The sequence below is a fragment of the Otariodibacter sp. genome (assembly GCF_029256985.1).
In the GTDB taxonomy this organism is placed as follows: Bacteria; Pseudomonadota; Gammaproteobacteria; order Enterobacterales; family Pasteurellaceae; genus Otariodibacter.
Genome location: NZ_JARIDQ010000045.1, coordinates 21316 through 44911 on the forward strand (window position 1 = coordinate 21316; position 23596 = coordinate 44911).

At 35.1% G+C, this 23596-nt stretch carries 24 protein-coding genes; 8 read left to right on the forward strand and 16 right to left on the reverse strand.

Annotation, left to right across the window (positions count from 1 at the left end):
* The first annotated feature begins 36 nt into the window (after positions 1–36).
* Together Q1J40_RS04670 and Q1J40_RS04675 are read left to right on the forward strand one after the other, a co-directional pair.
* Positions 37–1947, forward strand: coding sequence for a BCCT family transporter (locus Q1J40_RS04670; RefSeq protein WP_301098880.1), 1911 nt, complete (start codon positions 37–39; stop codon positions 1945–1947).
* Positions 1948–2055: 108 nt separating this feature from the next.
* On the forward strand, positions 2056–3369 hold the full coding sequence (locus Q1J40_RS04675) for an NCS2 family permease (RefSeq protein ID WP_301098881.1): 1314 nt from the start codon (positions 2056–2058) through the stop codon (positions 3367–3369).
* A 73-nt stretch (positions 3370–3442) separates the two neighbouring features.
* Here Q1J40_RS04675 and Q1J40_RS04680 read toward each other — a convergent pair whose 3' ends face one another.
* From Q1J40_RS04680 to Q1J40_RS04705, 6 genes are all read right to left on the reverse strand, one after another.
* Entirely contained in the window at positions 3443–3643 is a 201-nt protein-coding gene (locus tag Q1J40_RS04680) for a hypothetical protein (protein ID WP_301098882.1), read from the reverse strand.
* 168 nt (positions 3644–3811) lie between these two features.
* Positions 3812–4567, reverse strand: coding sequence for an SDR family oxidoreductase (locus Q1J40_RS04685; protein ID WP_301098883.1), 756 nt, complete (start codon positions 4565–4567; stop codon positions 3812–3814).
* A gap of 71 nt (positions 4568–4638) precedes the next feature.
* Positions 4639–5091, reverse strand: coding sequence for a YcgN family cysteine cluster protein (locus tag Q1J40_RS04690; protein ID WP_301098884.1), 453 nt, complete (start codon positions 5089–5091; stop codon positions 4639–4641).
* Complete coding sequence (locus tag Q1J40_RS04695) at positions 5091–5411, reverse strand: YbjQ family protein (RefSeq protein ID WP_301098885.1); 321 nt, start codon at positions 5409–5411, stop codon at positions 5091–5093. The genes Q1J40_RS04690 and Q1J40_RS04695 overlap by 1 nt, the downstream gene beginning before the upstream one ends.
* Positions 5411–6013: an RdgB/HAM1 family non-canonical purine NTP pyrophosphatase gene (gene rdgB / locus Q1J40_RS04700; RefSeq protein ID WP_301098886.1), complete on the reverse strand. Its 603-nt coding sequence runs from the start codon at positions 6011–6013 to the stop codon at positions 5411–5413. Before rdgB ends, Q1J40_RS04695 begins: the two co-directional genes overlap by 1 nt.
* Positions 6014–6067: 54 nt before the next feature.
* Positions 6068–7003, reverse strand: a complete 936-nt coding sequence (locus Q1J40_RS04705) for a Kdo(2)-lipid IV(A) acyltransferase (RefSeq protein ID WP_301098887.1) — start codon at positions 7001–7003, stop codon at positions 6068–6070.
* A 232-nt stretch (positions 7004–7235) separates the two neighbouring features.
* Between Q1J40_RS04705 and hpf the strand changes: the two genes are divergently transcribed.
* Positions 7236–7565: a ribosome hibernation-promoting factor, HPF/YfiA family gene (gene hpf / locus Q1J40_RS04710; RefSeq protein WP_301098888.1), complete on the forward strand. Its 330-nt coding sequence runs from the start codon at positions 7236–7238 to the stop codon at positions 7563–7565.
* 66 nt (positions 7566–7631) lie between these two features.
* Here the strand turns inward: hpf and truA are convergent, their stop codons facing one another.
* Both truA and folE read right to left on the reverse strand, forming a co-directional pair.
* Positions 7632–8417 (reverse strand): tRNA pseudouridine(38-40) synthase TruA, encoded by a 786-nt coding sequence (gene truA, locus Q1J40_RS04715; RefSeq protein WP_301098889.1) that lies wholly within the window; start codon positions 8415–8417, stop codon positions 7632–7634.
* A gap of 40 nt (positions 8418–8457) precedes the next feature.
* Complete coding sequence (folE, locus tag Q1J40_RS04720) at positions 8458–9114, reverse strand: GTP cyclohydrolase I FolE (protein ID WP_301098890.1); 657 nt, start codon at positions 9112–9114, stop codon at positions 8458–8460.
* A gap of 153 nt (positions 9115–9267) precedes the next feature.
* Between folE and Q1J40_RS04725 the strand changes: the two genes are divergently transcribed.
* Positions 9268–9987 carry a 3-deoxy-D-manno-octulosonic acid kinase gene (locus tag Q1J40_RS04725; RefSeq protein ID WP_301098891.1) on the forward strand — a complete coding sequence of 240 codons (720 nt, stop codon included), beginning with the start codon at positions 9268–9270 and terminating at the stop codon, positions 9985–9987.
* 100 nt (positions 9988–10087) lie between these two features.
* Here the strand turns inward: Q1J40_RS04725 and Q1J40_RS04730 are convergent, their stop codons facing one another.
* The 3 genes from Q1J40_RS04730 to Q1J40_RS04740 form a co-directional block, all read right to left on the reverse strand.
* Positions 10088–11095 (reverse strand): NAD(P)-dependent oxidoreductase, encoded by a 1008-nt coding sequence (locus tag Q1J40_RS04730; RefSeq protein ID WP_301098892.1) that lies wholly within the window; start codon positions 11093–11095, stop codon positions 10088–10090.
* 128 nt (positions 11096–11223) lie between these two features.
* Positions 11224–11523 carry an RnfH family protein gene (locus Q1J40_RS04735; protein ID WP_301098893.1) on the reverse strand — a complete coding sequence of 100 codons (300 nt, stop codon included), beginning with the start codon at positions 11521–11523 and terminating at the stop codon, positions 11224–11226.
* Entirely contained in the window at positions 11513–11947 is a 435-nt protein-coding gene (locus Q1J40_RS04740; RefSeq protein ID WP_301098931.1) for a type II toxin-antitoxin system RatA family toxin, read from the reverse strand. Before Q1J40_RS04740 ends, Q1J40_RS04735 begins: the two co-directional genes overlap by 11 nt.
* 126 nt (positions 11948–12073) lie before the next feature.
* Between Q1J40_RS04740 and selD the strand changes: the two genes are divergently transcribed.
* Together selD and ubiH are read left to right on the forward strand one after the other, a co-directional pair.
* Positions 12074–13117, forward strand: a complete 1044-nt coding sequence (gene selD, locus Q1J40_RS04745; protein ID WP_301098895.1) for a selenide, water dikinase SelD — start codon at positions 12074–12076, stop codon at positions 13115–13117.
* Positions 13118–14314: a 2-octaprenyl-6-methoxyphenyl hydroxylase gene (gene ubiH / locus Q1J40_RS04750; RefSeq protein ID WP_301098896.1), complete on the forward strand. Its 1197-nt coding sequence runs from the start codon at positions 13118–13120 to the stop codon at positions 14312–14314.
* 72 nt (positions 14315–14386) lie between these two features.
* Here the strand turns inward: ubiH and Q1J40_RS04755 are convergent, their stop codons facing one another.
* The 3 genes from Q1J40_RS04755 to Q1J40_RS04765 are packed head-to-tail and all read right to left on the reverse strand — an operon-like array spanning position 14387 to position 19263.
* Entirely contained in the window at positions 14387–15793 is a 1407-nt protein-coding gene (locus tag Q1J40_RS04755; RefSeq protein ID WP_301098897.1) for a YdgA family protein, read from the reverse strand.
* Positions 15794–15827: 34 nt separating this feature from the next.
* On the reverse strand, positions 15828–17948 hold the full coding sequence (locus Q1J40_RS04760; protein WP_301098898.1) for a 3-hydroxyacyl-CoA dehydrogenase NAD-binding domain-containing protein: 2121 nt from the start codon (positions 17946–17948) through the stop codon (positions 15828–15830).
* 10 nt (positions 17949–17958) lie between these two features.
* Positions 17959–19263 (reverse strand): acetyl-CoA C-acyltransferase, encoded by a 1305-nt coding sequence (locus tag Q1J40_RS04765; RefSeq protein WP_301098900.1) that lies wholly within the window; start codon positions 19261–19263, stop codon positions 17959–17961.
* A gap of 162 nt (positions 19264–19425) precedes the next feature.
* Here Q1J40_RS04765 and coaE point away from each other — a divergent pair, with 162 nt between their 5' ends.
* Positions 19426–20052 carry a dephospho-CoA kinase gene (gene coaE, locus Q1J40_RS04770; protein ID WP_301098901.1) on the forward strand — a complete coding sequence of 209 codons (627 nt, stop codon included), beginning with the start codon at positions 19426–19428 and terminating at the stop codon, positions 20050–20052.
* Positions 20052–20234 carry a DNA gyrase inhibitor YacG gene (gene yacG / locus Q1J40_RS04775; RefSeq protein WP_301098902.1) on the forward strand — a complete coding sequence of 61 codons (183 nt, stop codon included), beginning with the start codon at positions 20052–20054 and terminating at the stop codon, positions 20232–20234. Before coaE ends, yacG begins: the two co-directional genes overlap by 1 nt.
* Positions 20235–20266: 32 nt before the next feature.
* Here the strand turns inward: yacG and mutT are convergent, their stop codons facing one another.
* The gene (mutT, locus tag Q1J40_RS04780; protein WP_301098903.1) at positions 20267–20686 is read right to left on the reverse strand and encodes an 8-oxo-dGTP diphosphatase MutT; all 420 of its coding nucleotides are present in this window, start codon (positions 20684–20686) and stop codon (positions 20267–20269) included.
* Positions 20687–20860: 174 nt separating this feature from the next.
* Complete coding sequence (secA, locus tag Q1J40_RS04785; RefSeq protein ID WP_301098904.1) at positions 20861–23563, reverse strand: preprotein translocase subunit SecA; 2703 nt, start codon at positions 23561–23563, stop codon at positions 20861–20863.
* Positions 23564–23596: the final 33 nt, after the last annotated feature.

The following is a 23596-nucleotide window of genomic DNA, read 5'->3' on the forward strand; positions in this document are numbered from 1 at the left end:
GGGGGCGTTTATCGCCCCCTAGTTCAATCTAGGCTTATGTTTCCATTTAAATTTAATTCTACATTTAATAAGAAAGTCGTTTTTAGTAGTTTAATTCTTTGTAGCATAATTATCGGTTTTGTTATTTTCAAACCAGAATGGTCTCTCTCTCACCTTTATTCAATCAAACGAATTATCTTTAAGGAATTTAGCTGGTTTTATATTCTAACTAGTGCGTTCTTTATCTTTTTTTTAGGCTTTTTATCATTAAGTCGATATGGTGATATAAAACTAGGGATGGATGAAGAAGAACCTGAATTTAGTCAAGGAGCTTGGTTTTCACTACTTTTTACTGCCGGTATGGGAATAGGTATTATCTTTCTGGGTATAGCTGAACCTCTTTCACACGTAGTATCTCCACTTTCAGATCAATACGTGGAGCGAGAAGCATTATTTCAAAGTATTTTTCACTGGAGTATTAATGCTTGGGCTATTTATGGTGTGATTGCACTTGCTATCGCTTACTTCGGCTTTAGGTATAAATTACCATTGTCTCTTCGCTCCTGCTTTTATCCCATACTTAAACAAAAAATTGATGGTGTACTAGGTGATATTATTGATATATTAGGATTATGTACAACTCTTTTTGGATTAGTTACAACACTTGCATATAGTGCTATTCGTCTAACCAATGCTTTTGCTAACTACCGAATTTCAATCCAAATTATTTTGGGTGGTATTTTTATTGTTGCAATTATGCTTTCAATGAGAAAATTAGCTCATGGACTAAAAATCATCAGCCAGATCAATTTAACTTTATCTATTGTATTACTTATTTTTGTATTAATTACAGGCCCTACAGCTTACTTAATGTCAGCATTTACTGAAAATATAGGTTACTACTTAAGTGGATTTATTAATACGGGCTTTCGGACTTATGTTTACGAGCCTGAGAAAACAAAATGGTTTACTGATTGGACGATTTTGTATTGGGCTTGGTGGTTCTCTTGGGCTCCTTCTTTTGGGATCTTTATTGCTCGTATTTCCAGAGGAAGAAGTATCAGAGAGTTTATTTTTGGTATTCTTATAGTACCAAGTATATTTTTTATTATTTGGTTTACTGTTTTTGGTAATAGTGCAATTTGGATCAATGATTATCTCGCTGATGGCAAATTAAATGAATTAATTAGCCAAGCAGGAAAATTACTTTTTGCTTTTTTGGATTATTTGCCATTTTCATCTATTTCCTACTATGTAACAGTAGCAATTATCTTGCTTTTTTTTATTACCACCATTGATTTTGGTATCTACATTTTAAATAACATCTCATCTCGAGATAAAAGTATTGTTTCACCTAATTGGCAAGCGATTATGTGGGGAGGATTATTAGCGGGTATAACATTTATCCTTTTTCGATCTGGTGGCTTAGATGCGCTACATTCTACCATGCTAATTTTCTCACTACCTTTTGTATTTCTGATGTTAGGAATGGCGTATAGTTTAATCAAAGGGTTAAAATTTGACTATTACTATTACAATACAGAATTGAATAATCAAGCATGGGATAATAAAGAATGGCGTGATCAATTAACTGAATTGCTCACAACTCATGATAAAAAAGAAATGCTTTTCTATTTAAAACATACCGTGTTGACTGCTATGCGTGAATTACGCCAAGAACTAATTGGGATTTATGATCTTGATGTCCATTTAGAAACAGAATTTGAACACTCGCTACCTAAAGTCCTATTTACTATCGAAACTCCAAATAAACATTTGTTTAGCTATGTGCTTGAAGCACAATTACAAATTACGGAAAATACTGAACTGAATGATGAAATCGAAAAAACTTATCCCTTACAAGTTACTATTAACGAGGGAGAATTTAGCTATGAAATTCAGCATATCGGAAAAAAAGAATTGATTGTTGATATTCTGCAACAATATGAACAGCATTTACAAAATTAAAACTCCAATCTTTTTAAATACTACCTATATTAAGCAATCGTTTGCTTAATGAAAAATGCTTGTGTAGAATGCTCGCCTAATTTTTTTATAACTATCTTGAGGCCTATCATGTCGGTTCAATCTCTCTTTCAACTAAAAGAACGAGGCTCCAACATTAGACAAGAAATCATCGCTGGTTTAACTACTTTCCTTGCTATGGTTTATTCTGTCATCGTTGTTCCAAATATGTTAAGTGCAGCAGGTTTCCCTGCTGATTCTGTTTTTATTGCCACCTGTTTAGTTGCAGGTTTAGGATCTATTTTAATCGGCTTATGGGCTAATGTGCCAATGGCTATTGGTTGTGCGATTTCACTTACTGCATTTACCGCTTTTAGCTTAGTTCTAGGCCAAGGAATTAGTGTACCTGTTGCATTAGGTGCAATATTTTTAATGGGTGTAGTTTTCACACTTGTGTCAGTAACAGGAATCCGTGGTTGGATTTTGCGTAATCTACCTTCAAGTATTGCCCATGGTGCAGGGATTGGAATTGGCTTATTTTTACTTTTAATCGCAACAAATGGTGTTGGTTTAGTAGTCGGAAATAATGCTGGTTTACCTGTAAAAATGGGCGAATTTACTTCATTCCCTGTTATTATGACATTAATTGGATTAGCTACAATTATTGGCTTAGAACGCTTACAAGTAAAAGGTTCTATCCTATGGGTAATTATCGCTATTACAGTTATCGGTTTAATTATCGATCCAAATGTTAAATTTGAAGGTAATGTTTTTAAACTGCCAAGCTTTGGTGAAAACTCTCAATTATTTAATTTAGATATTATGGGGGCATTAAATACCGCTATCCTTCCTGTAGTATTTGCACTAGTGATGACTGCAATTTTTGATGCTACAGGTACAATACGAGCAGTAGCAGGCCAAGCGAATCTACTTGATAAACAAGGTCAAATTATCAATGGTGGTAAAGCCCTTACTTCTGACTCAATGAGTAGTATTCTTTCTGGTTTATTCGGTACTGCACCCGCTGCTGTTTATATTGAATCTGCTGCCGGTACAGCTGTGGGTGGAAAAACAGGTCTAACTGCAATCGTTGTTGGTATTCTTTTCCTACTAATGCTTTTCTTCCAACCTCTTGCATTTTTAGTACCGGGATACGCAACTGCACCAGCACTAATGTATGTTGGACTTTTAATGTTAAGCAACGTATCTAAATTAGACTTTGATGATTTCGTTGGGGCTATGTCAGGTTTAATTTGTGCAGTATTTATCGTGCTTACTGCTAATATTGTTACAGGTATCATGCTTGGATTTGCAAGCTTAGTACTTGGCCGTATTATTTCAGGTGAAGTTAAAAGACTTAATATTGGTACAGTAATTATTGCTATTGTCCTCGTTGCATTCTATGCACTAGGCTATGCAATTTAATTTTCTAACACGATAAAATTAAGGGCTAAGTAATGACTTAGCCCTTAAAATTCTTTTCTAACAAATCAATCGGTTATTTTGTTTCTTGTATCTTGTGATTCTCAAATTGAATTGTTTGGGTTTCCATCTTTTTCAACTTACCCTCTTTAACTAAACGCTCAAATTCTGCATCTCCATAAATGAAACGTGCTGAACGTTCATCTTTATAATAATCTATCGATTCACACCCAAATAAGCCAATTAAACATAACGACATCAAGACCGATTTTTTCACTTCTTCTCCTTATTCTAGCTAAATACAAGCGGTTAGTTCATTTTAATATTTTGCAAAATTATATATAACCATATAACTTCTCACACAAACAAAAATACGGTCAATCAGAATAGAATTTTTATTAAACTCAGATTGACCGTATAGTTATAGCTAAGAATTCAGGATCACTTAACGCATTTCTCTATGCACATTCAATGGCGCAAAAGTTTGTGCGGTTGGCATCACCTCAACACGATTGATGTTTACATGAGGAGGTTGTTGATTAAGCCATAATACAATATTTGCAATATCTTCTGGTGTGATAGATTGTACGTTTTCATAGACTTTAGCAGCTTTTTCATCATCACCTTTAAAACGAACGTTAGAAAACTCAGTTCCGCCACTTAAACCCGGTTCTACATTACTTACACGTATTGCTGTACCCGCTAAATCTGCTCGTAAATTTAAGCTAAATTGTTTAACAAAGGCTTTGGTTGCTCCATAAACATTACCACCCGGATATGGATAAGTACCCGCAATTGAGCCAAGATTAATGATATGCCCCGAGTTTTTTTCTACCATTTCAGGTAGAACAAGATGAGTAACGGTAACAAGCCCTTTGATATTCGTATCAATCATTTGATACCAATCTTGCAAATCCACTTTATGAGCTGGTTCAAGCCCAAGAGCTAACCCTGCATTATTCACGAGTAGATCGATAGATTGCCAACCTTCTGGACGATTAGATAATGCTTCCTTTGTTTGTTGAGTATCACTCACATCAAAGGCTAATGGGAGAAAATTATCACCTAGTTCTGTTTTGATTTCAGCTAAACGTTCTGCTCGTCGCCCTGTTCCAATCACTTTATACCCTGTAGCAATCAAACTTTTGCAAATGGCTAAGCCAAAACCTGCAGTAGCTCCTGTTACTAATGCTGTTTTCATTGTTTTCTCCCTATATGCTCTATTTATTATGATTAAATTTTGCAAAATTATTGAACAATCTTACCGCTTGTTTAGACTTCATCAATAATAAACTCAAACCAATCTATCACATCTTTTTCGTGAATACCGTTTTTAATGAGAATATCCGCATTTTTTACTGAATTTGGATCTTGTGAAATAAGTGGATGCCAATCGAATAACGGTTTACCTTCATACAATAAACGATATGCACAAGTTTTAGGTAGCCAGTGAAAATCAGGTAAATTTCGTTTAGTTAATTTTGTGCAATCGTGTTCAATTTCAAAGCGATTGAGATAATTGCTACATTTGCCCGATTCCACATCTAACAAATTACAGGCAACGGAAGTATAGAAAAGACGCTCTCTTTTGCCTCTACCTTCAAGATATTTACGATAGCAACATTTACCACAGCCATCACATAAAGCTTCCCATTCTGCTTCATTCATCTCCAGTAATGACTTTTTCTTCCAAAAGAAAGGCGTGATCTCTTGCTCTTTATTCATTAGCGTACAACTACCGCTGTCCCTGTAGCCACAACGATAAACATTCCCTTATCACCACCCATTGATTGATATTCAAAGGAAACACCAACAACTGCATTAGCACCTAACCTTTTTGCTTCTTGTTCTAATTCAGTCAAAGCATTTCGGCGGGATTGATTTAATTTACTCTCATAAGCTCCAGAGCGTCCACCAAGGAAATCAGTAACACCAGCAAATAAATCACGTAAAAAATTAGCACCAGCAACTACTTCACCAAAAACTAATCCTTTATATTCAATAATTTCTTTACCTTCAAATGAAGGCGTAGTTGTAATTAACACTAGTATTCCTCTTCTAATTGTTGTTTAAGTGATTTCAATGCAACCGCTCTATGCGAAATTTTCTTTTTTTCTGCCGTTTCCAATTCAGCAAAAGTAGATTGTTTTGGCGGATAGAAAAAGAGAGAATCGTACCCAAAACCATTATTACCTTTCTCTTCACGTAAAATTGTGCCAAAACATTCACCCAATGCAATTTTGGGGGTTGGGTCTTTTTCATGCTTGAGAAACACAATACAACTGACAAATTTAGCTCTGCGATGTTCATCTTCCACCGCATCTAATTCTTTTAATAATTTTCGACGATTTGCTGCATCATCCCCATCTATACCAGCATAACGTGCAGAATATAATCCCGGTGCGCCACCTAGTGCCTCAACCGATAATCCTGAATCATCTGCAATAGCAGGTAATCCCGTCATTTGAGAAGCATAACGTGCTTTTAATAATGCATTCTCAACGAAAGTTAAACCGGTTTCTTCTGGACTACTCAAACCAAACTCACTTTGTGCAACCACATCAAAACCATATTCGCTCAGTACATCCGCCATTTCTTTAACTTTCCCCGCATTACCTGTTGCAAGTACAACTTTTATTTTTTCCACTTTATTCTCCATTTTGCAAATCTTTTATCTAAACTAACCGCTTGTACGTATAACTTAATCATACAAACTAGGATCACCTTTATTCGGACGTGTTTTAAAACGACGATGTAACCACATATATTGTGATTGAGCCCTCATAATTTCCTTTTCAACCAACTTATTCATTTTGGTTGCAATCACAACCTCATCTTCATCAGCATAAATATCAGCTGGTGGGCTAATTTTTACTGTATAACCTGAAAAATCATCATGACGAATTGGTGAAAATGGTACCACAAGACTATTTGGAGCAGATTTTAGCAATATTGCTGTGCCTGTTGTAGTACAAGCATCTTTAACCGCAAAGAATGGTACAAACACACTTTTTCTCCGCCCATAATCATGATCTGGCGCATACCACATAGCATTACCATCCAATAATGCCTTTATCATTCCTCGCACATCTTTTCGATCTAACATCGCTTTATTCGATCTCACTCGACCTCTAAACTGGAACCAATCAAAAAGTGGATTATCATTAGGGCGGTAAACTCCCACACCTTGATAATGTAATCCAACAATTCTAGCACCTAATTCTAAAGTCAGGAAATGAACTCCAATAAACAGCACACCTTTTTCACCACTATTGCGTAGATGTTCAATGCCCTCAATCTTAGACCATTTTAACACTCGCTTATCTGACCAAAACCATGCCATCCCGGTTTCAATAATCGCCATTCCTACGGACTCTAGGTTCTTAGCTAGAATCTTATTGATTTGTTGTTCCGTATAATCAGGGAAGCATAGTTCAAGGTTACGACGTGCAATTCGCATTCTTCGTTTGCCAAATCCTAATGATGCAAATAATTTGCCTAGTCCTTTTCCAATACGAACTAAGACAGGATAAGGTAAACACAAGATAAGACGAAATACGCCAAAACCAATCCACAATCCCCAATATTTGGGATGCAGAAAATGCCATTGAAATGGTGGTAACTGCTTTTGATTCATATTGTTCTCTTTTTATAAAAAACTAATTATTTTATTTAGTAATGTTCAATTCATTTAATTACCAAGCTGAGATTATAGTCGAAAACACATTAAAAGTGTTAAGTAGATCAAATTTTGAGATTTTACTTTTGAGTAGGTATTGAAATTCAATCAAGAAACACATAACTTTAACTTAACCAATAAATAATTATATTTATTTGGTTATAGATGTTTTAATTATGAGGAAAATGCTATGACAATCAATATTTCAAGCAAACAAATGGATGTTACCCCAGCAATTCGCTCTCACATTGAAGAGCGTTTAGCAAAATTAAATAAATGGAAAATACAACTCATCAGTCCGCATTTTATGATCCACAAACTACCTAACGGTTATGAAGTTGAAGCTTCAATTGGTACTCCTGCTGGAGAGTTGTTTGCAAAAGCTCAAGATGAGGATTTATACAAGGCTATTAACGACGTCGAAACAAAACTTGAAACACAACTCAATAAACAAAAACAAAAAGAGGAAGCTCGCCGTACTGATGATAGCTTAAAAAACTTAAATGAGGTTGTTGAATAACTTTAAATCATAAAACTAGTTAGCAAAAAAATAAGATAATGAGCCGAACACTATGTTTGGCTTTTTTTAATCATTTAAAAACAAGGGGCCTAAACGTCCCTTAGGCAAATTGAAATGTTCGGGATAATGCACATCAACTAAATATAATCCCTCTGCTTTTGCAGTCGGAGCAGCTAACTTTCTGTCTTTTTGCTCCAGTAACCACTTAATCCATTCTATCGGTTGTTTACCTTGCCCAACTTCAATTAAGCTACCGACAATATTACGCACCATATGATGCACAAACGCATTCGCTTGAATATCGACGATAATGTAATCTTGCTGACGGGTTACTTTTAAATGATGGACATTTCGCCAAGGGGATTTAGATTGGCATTGAGCTGCACGAAATGAGCTAAAATCATTTTCACCAAGTAAAAACTGCCCTGCTTCGTGCATTTTTTCGTGATCAAGTGGTGGATGATAAAGGGAAACACCAAATGGCAAAATTGCAGGACGTAATTTTTGATTATAAATAATATAACGATAACGACGAGCTGTTGCACTAAAACGAGCGTGAAAATCATTGCTCACTTCAACTGCCCATTTCACTGCAATATCAGAAGGTAAATGCACATTGGTACCAAAACACCAACTTTTTAAAGGGCGATCCGCTTCTGTATCAAAATGAACAACTTGCCCTGTACCATGTACACCAGAATCAGTTCTACCTGCACAAAATACTTCACAAGGTAAATTTGCAACTATTGATAACGCTTCTTCCAGTTTTTGTTGGACTGAATCTAAATGTTGTTGTCGTTGCCAACCGTAATAACGGCTTCCATCATACTCAATCCCTAATGCGACTCTCATTTGCAAATTTTTCCTTTTATCTTACCGCTTGTATTTTTTCTTATCGGGTAATAAGCGATAAAAACTCTTTACGAGTTTCTCTATCTTTTAAGAATACACCGCCGAATGCAGATGTCATTGTTTGACTATTAGTATCTTTTACACCACGACATTTCACACAAAAGTGTGTTGCTTTCACATATACTGCTACGTCTTCTGTTTCTAAAATAGTTTGAAATGCGGTTAATATTTGTTCCGTAAAACGTTCTTGAACTTGCGGACGTTGCGCAAAAAATTGCACCACGCGGTTAATTTTAGATAATCCAATCACCCAATCTTTGGGATAATAAGCAACAGCGACCGAACCATCAATGGTTACAAAATGATGCTCACAAGTACTGGTTAAGGTAATATCATCAACGATCACCATCTCGCTAACTTTCATCTGATTACGAATCTTCGTAATTTTAGGAAAAGTTTGATAATCCAGCCCACTAAAGATTTCATCCACATACATTTTTGCTAAACGGTGCGGAGTCTCTTCTAAACTATCATCTCGTAAATCTAACCCAAGTAATTCGAGTACCGCTCGTATATGCTGTTGAATTTCCGCTCGACGATCATCTTTATCTTTTTGGTGGGGAATGGTTGGCGTTTCAATACCTTTAGCCAGCAACGCCTCTCTAACACTCTGTGCTTCTGGAGAAATGGTGTTCATTGAATATCCTCTAAAATTTCAAGCCAAAGATTCTATCAAATTACTTTAAAAAAACAATGTAGGGCAACGAAAAGTCAATAAAAATACAATAAAAAAAGATTAAAATTGTGTAAAATGAGTAGTAATTATTCTCAATTAATTAACTAGTAGGTTATGACATATTATCATTTTAATTCTGATTTTGTATCCGACTCTCAACAGTCTTTTGTAAAAGACTTACTAAATTGTAAAGATTTCTCACAATCTGACCGCTTACTTGGTTCATCAACAGGTAGAGGAATTACGTGGTTTCTGGACACAAAATCTGAATTATCAATAAATAGTGTGTTACGCCATTACTATCGAGGAGGGTTATTTGGTAAATTAATTAAAGATAGCTATTTATTCAATGGTATCAAAAACACTCGTGCCTATCAGGAATTTAAACTTCTTGAGAAATTAACCCAATGGAATATTCCTGCCCCCTACCCACTTGCTTTAAAAATTCATCGATTCTTATGCTTTTATCAAGCTGATATTTTACTGGGAAGAATCGACAACACACAAGATCTCAGTCAATTTTTACAGGCTTCAGCTTTAACTGATGGACAATATCACGCAATCGGACAGCTAATTCGTCAATTACATAATCATCAAGTTCATCACTCTGATCTCAATATTCATAATATTTTAATCGGCAAAAATGACGGCAAATTTTGGCTAATTGATTTTGACAAGTGTAAAATTCAGTCTGGCGAAGATTGGAAACAAGCTAACTTATCACGCTTAAAACGCTCATTTTATAAAGAAAAAGAACGCCTCAATATTCATTTTTCTGAAAAGAATTGGGAGGCTTTATTGGCGGGTTATAAAACATTAGCTTCTAATGAATAAATATGTTTTAGCTATCAAATTAGAAAAGATATCAGCTTAAAACGACAAAAACCGTGAATAGTCTTAAATAACCACATCACGGTTTTTTAATTTCTTCTTGCTAATCTAATTTCAATTCCTCTTTAATCTCTTCACCTTGGAGAATACGTCTAACACCATCTATTGCTATATGTACAAGATTTTCTATCGCTGTGTATGTATGGAAAGCAACGTGAGGAGAATAAAGCACTCTATCATGTTTCAATAATCTCAAAAATACCTTGTCAGTAACCTCTTCAAGATTGACCCTTCTATTCATGTAAGGACCTTCAAATTCATAGGTATCAATAGCTGCTGCTCTTATTTGGTTGTTATCAATCGCATCTAATAGCGCTTCTGTATCAACTAAACTTCCTCTTGCTGCATTGATGAAAATAGGTTTCTTTTTGGCTAGATCAAAGAGTTTTTTATTAAACATGTGATAATTTTCTTCCGATGCTGGAATATGCAGTGAAATAATATCTGATTGTTCTACTAACTCCTCAGTACTTGAGACATAAGTTAAAATATTTTCTAATGCTTTATTTGGTACAATATCATAAGCAATAACTTTAGCTCCTGTATTGCTAAACAGCTTAGCTATTTGGCTTCCTATGTTACCTGTACCTATAATACCTACGGTTTTATGTCTAATTTCTGTACTGGTATTCTCATCAGTGAAAAGAAAATTACCGACTTTGTTATTTTTCTGGATAACATCAATATCTCTCGAAAAATACATAGCATTTGTAAATGCAAATTCTGCAATAGCAAATGGGGAATAAACAGGAACCCTAGTGAAACGAATGCCTAATTCTTTGAGTAATTTTAAATTATACATATCAAAACCAGCTGATCTTGTTGCAAAAACTTTAATGCCTGCTTCTTTCATCAAATGGTAAGCTTCCTCAGGAATCGCTGGCACTTGACTAGCAATAAGGCCATCATAACCTTTCTTTATATAAGACATTGTTTCTTCTGTAATGTGATCGGTATAGACATCTAATTCAATTTCTGGATGATTTTTTTGATAAGAGGCGATAGCTTCTTTTTCATCTTCTCTAGCGCTAAATAAAATAAATTTCATCATTATTCTCCTTTTTATTAGTTTCTGAACTCAAAAATATGATAACCCTATCATTTAGCTACTGTAGTTACTATAAAATAAAAATCCTTGATATGACGTATACTTTCTATTCTACTATAAATTCTATATATTCACTTCTTCTGTTGTTCCGCTCTCTTTCTACGAATTTCTTTTGGATCAGCAATCAGAGGACGGTAGATTTCAATACGGTCACCATCTTCAACTAAATCAGTGAGTTTTGCAGGGCGACTAAAGATTCCAATTTTATTTTCTCTCAAATCAATTTCTGTATATTTTTCCAATACTCCTGATTGCAGAATCACATTTTGAATAGAAAGGGGCTTATCTAAAGATAACTTTTTCAAAAAATATTTTTCTGGATAGGCGTAAACAACTTCTACAATAATTTTTTCAGCTTGTTCAGACACCATATACCTCCTTCGCTCTTATCTTAAAAGCATTAACCATTTTAATAGTAAGCTCATTAAAAATTTTACCGAATGCCATCGCAATTAACGCATTAGAAAATTCAAAATCTAATTGAAAAGAAATTCTACAACTTTGTTCATCAAATGGTTCAAATATCCAAGCACCTGTTAGGTAGCGGAAAGGTCCATTTAATAATTCCATCGAAATTTTTCGGTTAGGGATCATGGTATTGTGAGTACTAAATCGCTGACTAATACCCAACTTCTGGATTACTAATTCAGCACTCAATTCAGTTTCACCAATACTTATCGTGTTTGTTGCAATACAACCTGATAAGAATTCTGGATATTTTTCATAATCATTCACGAGTTGATACATTTGCTCCGCACTATACGGAACTAAAGCAGATTGATTGATTGATGGCATAATTTTTTTATAGTTTACATTCATTGTGATCGCATTTTATCACATTCATTACAAGCGGTCAGTTGCTGTCAATTTTTTTAAAAAGGAGTACAATCCGATAAATTTATTGACTATTGAGGGGCAACAATGCAACTAGACTCCATTCGTTTAACTCAATACAGCCACGGTGCAGGATGTGGTTGTAAAATCTCACCCAAAACACTCGAGCAAATACTTCACACCGAACAAGCTAAATTTATCGATCCGCATTTGTTAGTCGGCAATGAAACAAAAGATGATGCTGCTGTTTATGATATTGGCAATGGCGTAGGCATTATTAGCACTACCGATTTCTTTATGCCGATTGTTGATGATCCATTTGATTTCGGACGAATTGCAGCGACGAATGCTATCAGTGATATTTTTGCTATGGGTGGAAAACCAATTATGGCCATTGCGATTTTAGGCTTTCCAATTAATGTGCTTCCGCCAGAGGTAGCACAAAAGATAGTCGATGGTGGACGTTTCGCTTGCCAGCAAGCAGGTATTGCTCTAGCAGGTGGACACTCTATTGATTCTCCTGAACCGATTTTTGGTTTAGCGGTAACAGGGATTATTTCAACTGATCAGGTGAAGAAAAATGCCTCTGCTCAAGCAGATTGTGAACTTTTCCTCACTAAACCATTGGGAATCGGTGTACTCACGACCGCAGAAAAACAAGGAAAATTGAAGGATGAGCATAAAAATCTTGCCCGTGATGTGATGTGTCAAATGAATTTAGCGGGAGCTGAATTTGCTAAATTACCGGAAGTCACTGCGATGACGGATGTAACAGGCTTTGGATTATTAGGTCATTTAAGTGAAATTTGTCAAGGCTCAAATCTTCGGGCAGAAGTTTATGTTGATCAGATTAAAGCCTTAGACGGCGTTAAAGATTATATTGCACAAGGAGCTGTACCAGGTGGTACACAACGTAACTTTGATAGCTACGGGCATTTAATTTCACCAATGACAGATGAACAAAAAGCCATTCTTTGCGATCCGCAAACATCAGGTGGTTTACTGATTGCAGTAAAACCACAAGCGGTCAGTTCAGTGCAACAAATTGCAAAAACAATGAATATTGATCTCTATCCAGTGGGCAAATTATTGGTTCAAGATGATAGTAAAGCGTTAATTGAGGTAAAGTAAATGGCTGAACAATTTGATATTGCGATTGTAGGAGGAGCAATTACAGGCTCTATATTATCCCTCGCATTAAGCTCTGCCACATCACATAAAATGCGTATTGCGATTATTGAAAAATCTGTGCCTAATTTTGCAGAACAAGGGGGATTCGATGCCCGTTCTATCGCCCTTGCTTATGGTAGTTTGCAAAAGTTAGCCAAGATCCAACCGCTTGTTGGGTTAAATTTAGCTGATTTAATTGCTCAAATCTCAACGCCTATCCATAAAATTCATGTTTCAGATCAAGGACATTTTGGTAAAACACATATTGAGGCAGAAGAATTACATTTGCCACAATTAGGGGCTGTGGTTGAATTAGCTAAACTTGGCGAAAAGCTTAATAATATCATCGCTCAGCATCAAAACATCACATTCTTTTGCCCAAATACTGTAGAGAAAATTGAACGTTCTGCAACACACAGTACCCTGACCTTAGCTAATGATGAAGTCATTGAGTGTAAGCTATTAGTGGCAGCAGATGGGATTCAATCTCAAATCGCTCAACAGTGTGGAATCGAAACCGTATTAGTCAAAGAATACAACCAATCCGCTATTATTGCTAATGTTGAACTTAGTGAATTACATCAAAATCAAGCCTTTGAGCGATTTACTACACAAGGTCCATTTGCCTTATTACCACTCACTGAAAAAACAATGTCGTTAGTCTGGTGTATGAATGATACCACTAAAGTAATGACTTATTCAGATGATGAATTTTTGGATGCCATTCAGCAACAATTTGGCTGGAAATTAGGTAAATTCTTGCGTGTAAGTAAGCGGTTTGTTTATCCTCTTTCTTTGCGAAAAAGCCAATCACACATTCATCATCGTCTAGCTATTGTCGGTAATGCCTCACAATTACTTCACCCTGTTGCAGGGCAAGGTTTTAACTTGGGAATGCGAGATCTATTTGAATTAACAACATTAGTGAGTAAAGCATTTAATCAGCAGCAAGATATTGGCGATCAAACATTATTAAATACCTTTGATCAAAACCGCCAAGCTGATCAAGAAAGAATTATGCGATCTACAAGCGGTCTGATCTCGATCTTTTGTTGCGAATTTTTACCAGCTCAAGCTCTTAGAAATTTAGGTCTAGCGGCATTAAATCTACTCACTTTTGCTCGTCATAAAGTAGCACATAGAGCATTGGGGTGGTAACTGATACTTATAAAAAAACTAGCCTAAATACAGGCTAGTTTTATGGTTCAATCTGTACATTTTAAAGATCGATTAAAGCATCCCCAATCCAAGAATCAAAGCAAATATCATACCTTGAACTTCACTATTAGATAGTGGATTACCATTTAGTATTAGCTTACCTTCATCTATTTCAGCATTCAATTTGATATTATTTTTATCTACTACAAAATAATGACTACTTTTAACTTCATTAACCAAACGATTAATAGTATTTTTTGCTTGATTTAATGCTTCATCTTCCGATACATCATCCAATATCATTACTTGTGATATTAATTTTTTAGCTGAATTAATATCAATATTCAAATTAAATTTAGAATTAACTAGAGATTGGAATAATTCTAGTAAATTAATATTTTTTTTATCAAAATCAACATCTTCAGTTTGGAGGTTCATTATCCATTTGATATTATTTTTACCCTCACTATTTTTAATAGATAATTCATTAATATGCAGTTGAGGATTCTTTCTAAATAATTTGATAGCAACATTATTTGCCTCTTGTGAATCTATCTTATCTGGTTGAGTTAAATAATACATATATTCCTCTAAAGAAGGTGCATCTAATTGAAATCCACCATCAAGTTTTAAATGTCCAAGTTCTTGCTCCTTTCCATTTTTTGTTACGATAAGATTAAAATTAGCCTGAGTTTTCTCATCAAATCTATCATTATTTAGTGATGTACTGGCATCTACTTTTAGTTCATTTAATTTAATAAACCTATCATCTTGATGTTGATTATGCATAACGAAAGAATCTATTTTTAATAAACTGTCACCTGTTGTTAAAAAATTATAACTTTTATTATATTTAAAATTTATCGTGTAATTTAAATTCTGAATATCAAGTAATCCTTTTTTTGCATTATCTACCTTAAATAAGGGAAGTTGAATAGATAAATCAGTTTTACCTGATTTATCAACAGCAAAATCAACATCAACTGCTGAAACATTACCATGTGCATCATCAAAAGAGAACTGTTGGGTAGTAATAGAACCAGAAATATCACCGCCATAGCTTATAGTACTTATCCCAGATAATAATTCATCTTTAGTAAAATACTGTCTTAATTCTGTTGGTATAGTAATATGACTTTCTATACTTGCCATTGCTGGTACTATATTACCACTCAATAGTCGATTGAGAGGAAAAGGACCATGATTTAATTTATCCTGACCTTTAAAAATATAAGTTTCACCGTCTACTTTAGCTTCAATATTATAGGTTGTATCAGAGCTAAAAAAATGACGTTTCAGATTCATATCTTTAATTTCAGCTTGAATACCATAGAGTTCTAATTTTTTTAATACTCCATTGCCTTGACTAACCCATTCTTGATAATGCTCTTCAACTTGCTTACCCGAATACCAACTCCCCCCTGTCGCAGCAATACCTAATACAACTATTGTAGAAATTGCAATAGTAGATATTTTCATTTTTTATCCTCTTTGGTTGTTGTATGTAATATATTTAATTTAATCCAGCTTGTTGAAGAAGCCAATCACATGGATGAAAACGATCACCATATAAAGCAGCGTGCCTTCTAAGTTGTTTTACAATTTCTTTGGCTCCAATCTCCTCGATATAGGCATAAATACCTCCTCTAAAATCAGGAAAATCTACACCTAATACGGATGCAACATTCCCTTCTTCTTTTGAAGTGATTACATTATCTTGTAAGCACCAACATGCTTCATTGATCATTCTCAAAATACAACGACGGGCAATATCTTGTGACTCCATATTATTTCGCATGATTGTTTCCATTACCTGATAAATACTTTTATCTTCTTGAGTGCGATTTCCTTTTGTATCATATAAATAAAATCCTCTTTTATTTTTACGCCCTTTCCGTTCATTCATAATTAACAATTGAATGCCTTCAGGTAAAGAAAAGCGCTTACCTAATTTATTCACCATTGCTGCATTAGATTTAACAATAACATCCAATCCCATATCATCAATCATCGCAAGTGGACCTGTTCTAAAACCAAACTCTTCCAATGATTGATCGATAAATTCTATACCTTCTCCATCAATTAAACATTGTATTGCTTCAAGCAAAAATGGTGTCAATATTCGGTTGATAAAAAATCCTTCTTGATCAGCGACTACAATCGGTAATTTACCTTGTTTTAATGCAAAATAAATAGCTTTAGAAATCGTTTTCTCACTTGTTTGAGCATGAGGAACAATTTCTATCATTTTACGTTTAGTTACAGGACTAAAATAATGAAATCCAACAATATTTTCAGGACGTTTCGCAACTGAGGCAATTTCACTAATCGAGAAAGTTGAAGTATTACTTGCAAAGATTGTATCTTCACTATAATAACCTTCACTTTCCTCAACCATCTGTTGCTTTAATGATAAATTTTCATAAACAGCTTCCACGATAAAATCGGTATCTTTCACCGCTATCAATCTATCACCACCAGTAATTAAATTCATGCGTTGGATCATTTCACCGTGAGAAAGTATCTTGCGATCAACCTCTTTTTTCATCAATTCATAACTATTCTGCAATGCTCTTTGAATTTCAGTTGGATGAATATCTTTAATTCGTACTGGTAATTTTGCATTATTCGCTGTTAAATAAGCTATTCCAGCCCCCATATAACCGCTACCTAGAATACTTACTTGTTTTATATGCGATCCTGAAGCGGTTGCTTGATAGCGATACCGCATAGATTGTTCTGATTTTTTTAAATTAACCAAAACTTGAGATTGTTCTGTGAAAAATAATTCCACAAATGCTTGCTGTTCTAACGCTAGACCTGCTTTAAAATGAGGTTCTTTTAATACAGAAAGAATTTTAGGCATAGCTGGATAATTATCAAATGATCTATTCCACAAACGATTTTCTACAAAATTAAGATAATATTCACGAAATACTGGATTACCTAATAAATTCTTTTTCCATTTTCTTATGCGAGTAAGTGAATTTTTATAATCTACTTTAGCAACTTCATCATTTAAAAGTAATTGATAGGCAATTTCAAAAGCGTTGCTTGAAGGAATCAAACGATCGACTAAACCCAATTGTAATGCTCTTTCAACATTAATTTTATTGCCCGATATGAGTAATGAAGCTGCATTAGCTAAACCAATTAAACGAGGTAAACGTTGTGTTCCTCCAGCAAAAGGTAAAATTCCCGATCTAACTTGAGGCATTGCAAATTGTGTATAGTGTTCTTCGCTTGCAATACGATAATCACAAGCCAAAGCAAGCTCCAATCCTAATCCAAAACAAGCACCATCAATCACAGCAATAACCGGCATTTTTAACGTATTAATTTCTCTCATAACTGCCTGTGCATCTTGGGTTAATGCCAACAATTGAGCTTCCGTTTTATCTTGTAATTTACTTAAGTTATACCCTTGAATAAAGCATTTAGGCTTTGTTGATCTAAAAATTACACCTTTAGCTCGTTGATAAATAATTTCACCTATTACATCACGTAAATCTGATATAAAACTTTCTGATAACCAATTATCCTGCTCATCGAGTACATGAATACTTACTATAGCAATTTGGTTATGATCGATCTCGACACTGAAAGGGGAAATATTTTGTGATTCTTGTTGCATATTATCCTCCTTATTCACTTTCAAGTACCATTGCTGCACCTAACCCACCTAACCCACTTGATGCTATAAGAGATAAACCACCTCCTTTTCGCTTTAACGCATTTAGTGATTGAATCAAAATACGTAAACTTGTTGCAGCGCGAGGATTACCAAATGCAATTGAACCACCTAGATGATTTAGTTTATCTTGATCTATTTCACCAAGACAAGCGGTTCGATTGAGTTGATTTTTTGCAAATTCATCTGATTCAAATAACCGTAAATTAACTAACATTTGGCTTGCTGAGGTTTCGTGAATATCAATATAATCCATATCCTGCAAACTGACTCTAGCTCTATCAAGAGCTTGACTACTTGCCACAGTCGCACCCATAAACATATTATGCCAAATATCATTACCAATAATTGAGTAACTACGAATATAGCCGAGAGGGGTTAAACCTAATTCTTTTGCGCGATTTTCTCTCATTAACATTACAGCAGCAGCGCCATCAACTGGTCTAGGCATATTAGCTTCAGTTACCGTTGCATAGGATTTTCCTACAATTGTCGAAAATCTATTGTAATACTTCATCTTATTGGCCGAAGGAATAATTGTATCTGACACAACAGCATCAGTGTAAGGTAAAGGAAATGAAGGCATTACCTCACCTTTTAAAAGCCCCAGTTTCCATGCATTGACAGCCTTCTCATGAGAATATCGAGCAAACTCATCCTGCTCTTGACGACTCAAATGATATTCTTGAGCCATTTGTTCTGAAATTTCAGCCACAGACATTTGAGTCATATAATCTTTTAAATTAACTCCATGAGGTTTTAAATCACGCCAAGAGAACTCACGAAAAAGCTTAAATTTCTTTTCAATCGTTGGTACCTTAAAAATAGCTTTTAATTTATGTACAACTCTTGGACTAATACTAAAAGGTGCATTAGAAATAGAATCCGCTCCTCCTGCAATCCCCGCAGAAATGGATCCACTAAGAATACTTCCCACAATATTTACTACTGCCTGTAAACCTGATAAACACGAGCTACTCAACGTATAAGACTGTAAATATGGCATATTTAATGCTAGAGCAATTTCCCTTGCTGGATTTGGAATATCTGGCTGCTGGATTACCTGACCAAATACTAGCTGCTCTATATGATGACGTTCAATTTCAACATGACTCAATAATTCATTTGTTACCATAGTGCCAAGATCGGTCGCATAGGAAGACTTAAATGCGCCATCTCTTTGTACAAAAGGTGTTCTCAGCCCTGAAACGATTGCAATCCGTTCCCCTTGGGCATTAAAAAGATTTTGTGTCGCCATAATGGCTCCTTTTACATCTATTCGTCTTTAATTAAAAATTTTATCATTCTATCATGTTGATTTGGAATTCGAGGAGATAAACCAATAAAAGCGGTCAGATTTTTTCATTTTTTTGCAAAAAGTTTTAGAATGCTAATAATTTAAAGAATAAATGGAGAAAGTATGACATATATAGTAGGCCTAACAGGCGGAATTGGTAGCGGTAAAAGTACTATTGCTGATCTATTTATAGAGTTAGGTGTTCCTGTTATTGATGCGGACGTAGTTGCTCGCCAAGTGGTAGAAAAAGGCTCTCCATTACTGGCTAAAATCACTAATCATTTTGGTAATAATATTTTGACTAATTCTCAAGAGTTGGATCGTAAAGCTTTACGTCAAATTGTATTTACTAATGAAAATGAAAGGCAATGGCTAAATAATTTATTACATCCTGCTATTCGTAGCGAAATGGATAAGCAACTTTCTAGTGCAAACTATCCCTACGTTATATGGGTCGTACCACTCTTAATCGAAAATAAATTAACATCATTGTGTGATCGTGTTTTAGTTGTCGATGTTTCACCAGAAATTCAACTTAATCGAGCAAGTAAAAGAGATCAAAGTAAAATAGAAATAATTAAACAGATTATGTCCTCACAAGTGGACAGAGCAACACGATTAAACTATGCTGATGATATTATTGAAAACAATCAAGAGTTAGCTCAAGGTATTAAGAAAATTAAACAAAAAGTACTTCAATTACATCAAAATTACTTACAATCTGCTAAGCAAAAAGGAAATAATTCATAATGACAATTGTAAATTGCCCAACATGCAATAAAGAAGTGGTTTGGTCTCCAGAAAGTAAATTTAGACCATTTTGTAGTAAACGTTGCCGCCTTATTGACCTTGGTGAATGGGCTGATGAGAAAAAATATATTGCAGGAACAAGCGAAGGATTTCATCTTACTGAAGACGAGCTTGATTACTAACTTCGCTAACAATTGTATAAAACTATACAAATTTACCTACAATCAGTATCTAATTTGAGTTTGCGAATTAAATCTGTGTTTGCAGGAGGAAATTGCCCTTCTTCTAGTGAGGATTGCTCAATCCAGAACCCCTCCTGCCCTTCCCTACCAAAAGGCTCTCCCGCCCACTCTTCCACTAAATAAAAGAAAAATTCGATGATCTTATTTGGGTAATCAAAAGAAAAATGTTCATAAGGAAAGGCACTTAAGGTAACTATCCCAACCTCTTCTTCTAGTTCTCTCTTTAGTGCTTCCTCAGGAGTTTCATTTTCTTCAACTTTTCCTCCAGGAAACTCCAAAGATTGAGCGAAATCCTGCCCTTCTAGTCTTTGAGTTAAATAAATTTGACCAAATTCATTACGAATAATGCCTGCCGCTACACGCACAGTAGGCTTTGAATTATGTTCTTCCATTATTTTTATTTTTTTACCTTTTTATTAAATTTATACAAAATAGTACCACGTATACACTATCAAATTCTCATATAAAAACCAAATTTCTGTACAAAAATCAACACTAGAAAAAACGGTAAGATTTGCATTTTGATCTGCTCATCTTACCGCTTATTATTTATCTAAACACTCTACCTAAGCATATTTTGCTTTATTTCCATGACAGTGTTTATATTTTTTACCTGAGCCACAAGGACAAAGTTCATTTCGACCAATTTTTAGATTTGCTAACTCTTCATCAGTTAAAGTCTTCTCTTCAGCCCCCTCTTCCTCATACTGCATAGCTTCTTCTTCAGCATTCTCTATACGTTCTTTTTCAGCTTGTTCAACCTCTTCAGGATTGCGTACTTGAATACGACTAAGAATACTTATTACATTTGCTTTCAATAGATCCAACATATTGGTGAACATTTCGAAAGATTCTTTCTTATATTCTTGTTTCGGATCTTTCTGTGCATAGCCACGTAAATGAATTCCTTTACGTAAATAATCCATTGCTGCTAAATGTTCTTTCCACAGCTCATCTAAATTCTGTAACATTACACCTTTTTCAAAGTTACGCATAATTTCAGAACCGACTATTGATTCTTTTTCTTCATACTGTTGTTTTGCAATATCAACAATACGCTCACGAATAATTTCTTCATGAATATCAGGTTCATCATCTAACCATTGTGCAATTGGAAGATCTAAAGAAAATTCTTGTTTCAAGCGATTTTCAAGACCTTCAATATCCCACATTTCTTCGATAGATTGGGGTGGAATATATTGGTCGATCACTGCATTAAATACATCAACACGAATAGTGTTAATCATTGGCGAGATATCATCAGTTTCTAATAAATGATTACGCTGTTCATAAATCGCTTTACGTTGCTCATTTGCTACATCATCATATTGTAAAAGTTGTTTACGCCCATCAAAGTTATGGGCTTCCACTTTCGCTTGGGCAGATGCAATCACTTTTGTTAGTAATTTAGACTCCATCGCCTCGCCTTCTTCAGTGAAGGCTTTACGCATCATATTTAGTTTACCTTCATTTAGGTAAATACGCATAAGTGCATCATCTAACGATAGATAAAAACGTGATGAACCAGGGTCCCCTTGACGACCTGAACGACCACGTAACTGGTTATCAATACGGCGAGATTCATGTCGCTCTGTACCGATAATATGTAAACCGCCCGCTTTCATTACGATGTCGTGGCGTTCTTCCCATGCTTTTTTGATTGCTTCAATTTGTTCTTCCGTTGGATTGTCTAATTTTGCAACTTCAGCTTTCCAGTTACCACCTAGCACAATATCAGTACCACGCCCAGCCATATTGGTTGCAATAGTTACAGCTCCTGGATAGCCTGCATCTGCTACAATTTCTGCTTCGTGCGCATGGAATTTAGCATTCAATACTTTATGTGGAATACCAGCTTTAGTTAAAGCCTCTGAAAGCGCTTCTGATTTTTCAATTGAAATTGTACCCACTAACACAGGCTGTTGGCGAGCAATGCAATCTTGGATATCTTTGATAACCGCTTGGAATTTTTCAGGTTCACTCTTAAACATTAAATCCGTTCTATCATCACGGATCATTGGGCGATTTGTTGGAATAACCACAGTATCCAAGCCATAAATTTGTTGGAACTCAAACGCCTCAGTATCTGCTGTACCCGTCATCCCCGCTAATTTTTCATATAAACGGAAATAGTTTTGATAGGTAATTGAGGCAACAGTTTGGTTTTCACCCTGAATATTCACTTTTTCTTTTGCTTCAATTGCTTGGTGTAAACCATCAGACCAACGACGACCAGCCATTGTTCGACCCGTATGTTCGTCGATAATAACAACTTCCCCATCTTTCACAATGTAATCTACATTGACTTCAAATAATTTATGCGCTCTTAATGCTGCATAAACGTGGTGCAATAAACCGATTCTTGCTGGTGAATAAAGGCTTTCATTTTCAGCCATTAAACCCATTTTAGTTAAAAGTTCTTCGACCTTAATCATTCCTCGTTCAGTTAAATGCGCCTGTTTATTTTTAAGATCTAAGGTAAAGTCACCATCACCTGTATACTCCTCAGAATCCTCTTTATCTTGGGCGATTAAATGAGGGATAACTTGATCAATCGCTTGATAAATTTGAGTTGCATCTTCCGCTGGACCAGAAATAATTAATGGTGTACGCGCTTCATCAATTAAGATTGAATCTACTTCATCGACCAATGCATAGTGCAGAGGACGTTGAAAACGATCTTCTTTGCTATGAGCCAAATTATCACGCAAATAGTCAAAGCCTAATTCGCTATTCGTTGCGTAAGTAATGTCTGCCGCATAAGCAGCTCGCTTTTCATCAGGCTGTAACCCCGGCACATTAACTGCAACTGTCAGTCCTAAAAATTCAAATAATGGACGGTTAGTTTCTGCATCACGACGAGCTAAGTAATCATTTACAGTAACAACGTGAACTCCTTTACCTGTTAACGCATTAAGATAACAAGGTAACGTTGCTGTTAAGGTTTTCCCTTCCCCTGTACGCATTTCTGCAATATTGCGATCAGTTAAGACCATCCCACCGATCATCTGCACATCAAAATGTCTCATGTGCATGACACGTTTACTAGCTTCTCTCACTACCGCAAAAGCTTCATGTAATAAGCTATCTAATGATGCACCATCTGCTAGACGTTGTCTAAATTCAGTCGTTTTGGCTTTTAATTCATCATCAGTTAATTTTTCAAATTCAGGTTCTAGTTTGTTGATTTGTACAACACGTTTGTTTAAACGGCGTAAAGTACGGTCGTTACTACTCCCAAAAATAGAAGTCATTAATTTAGTTAGCATAAAATCCTTTCCTAATTAGTTTTATTTTTCAAA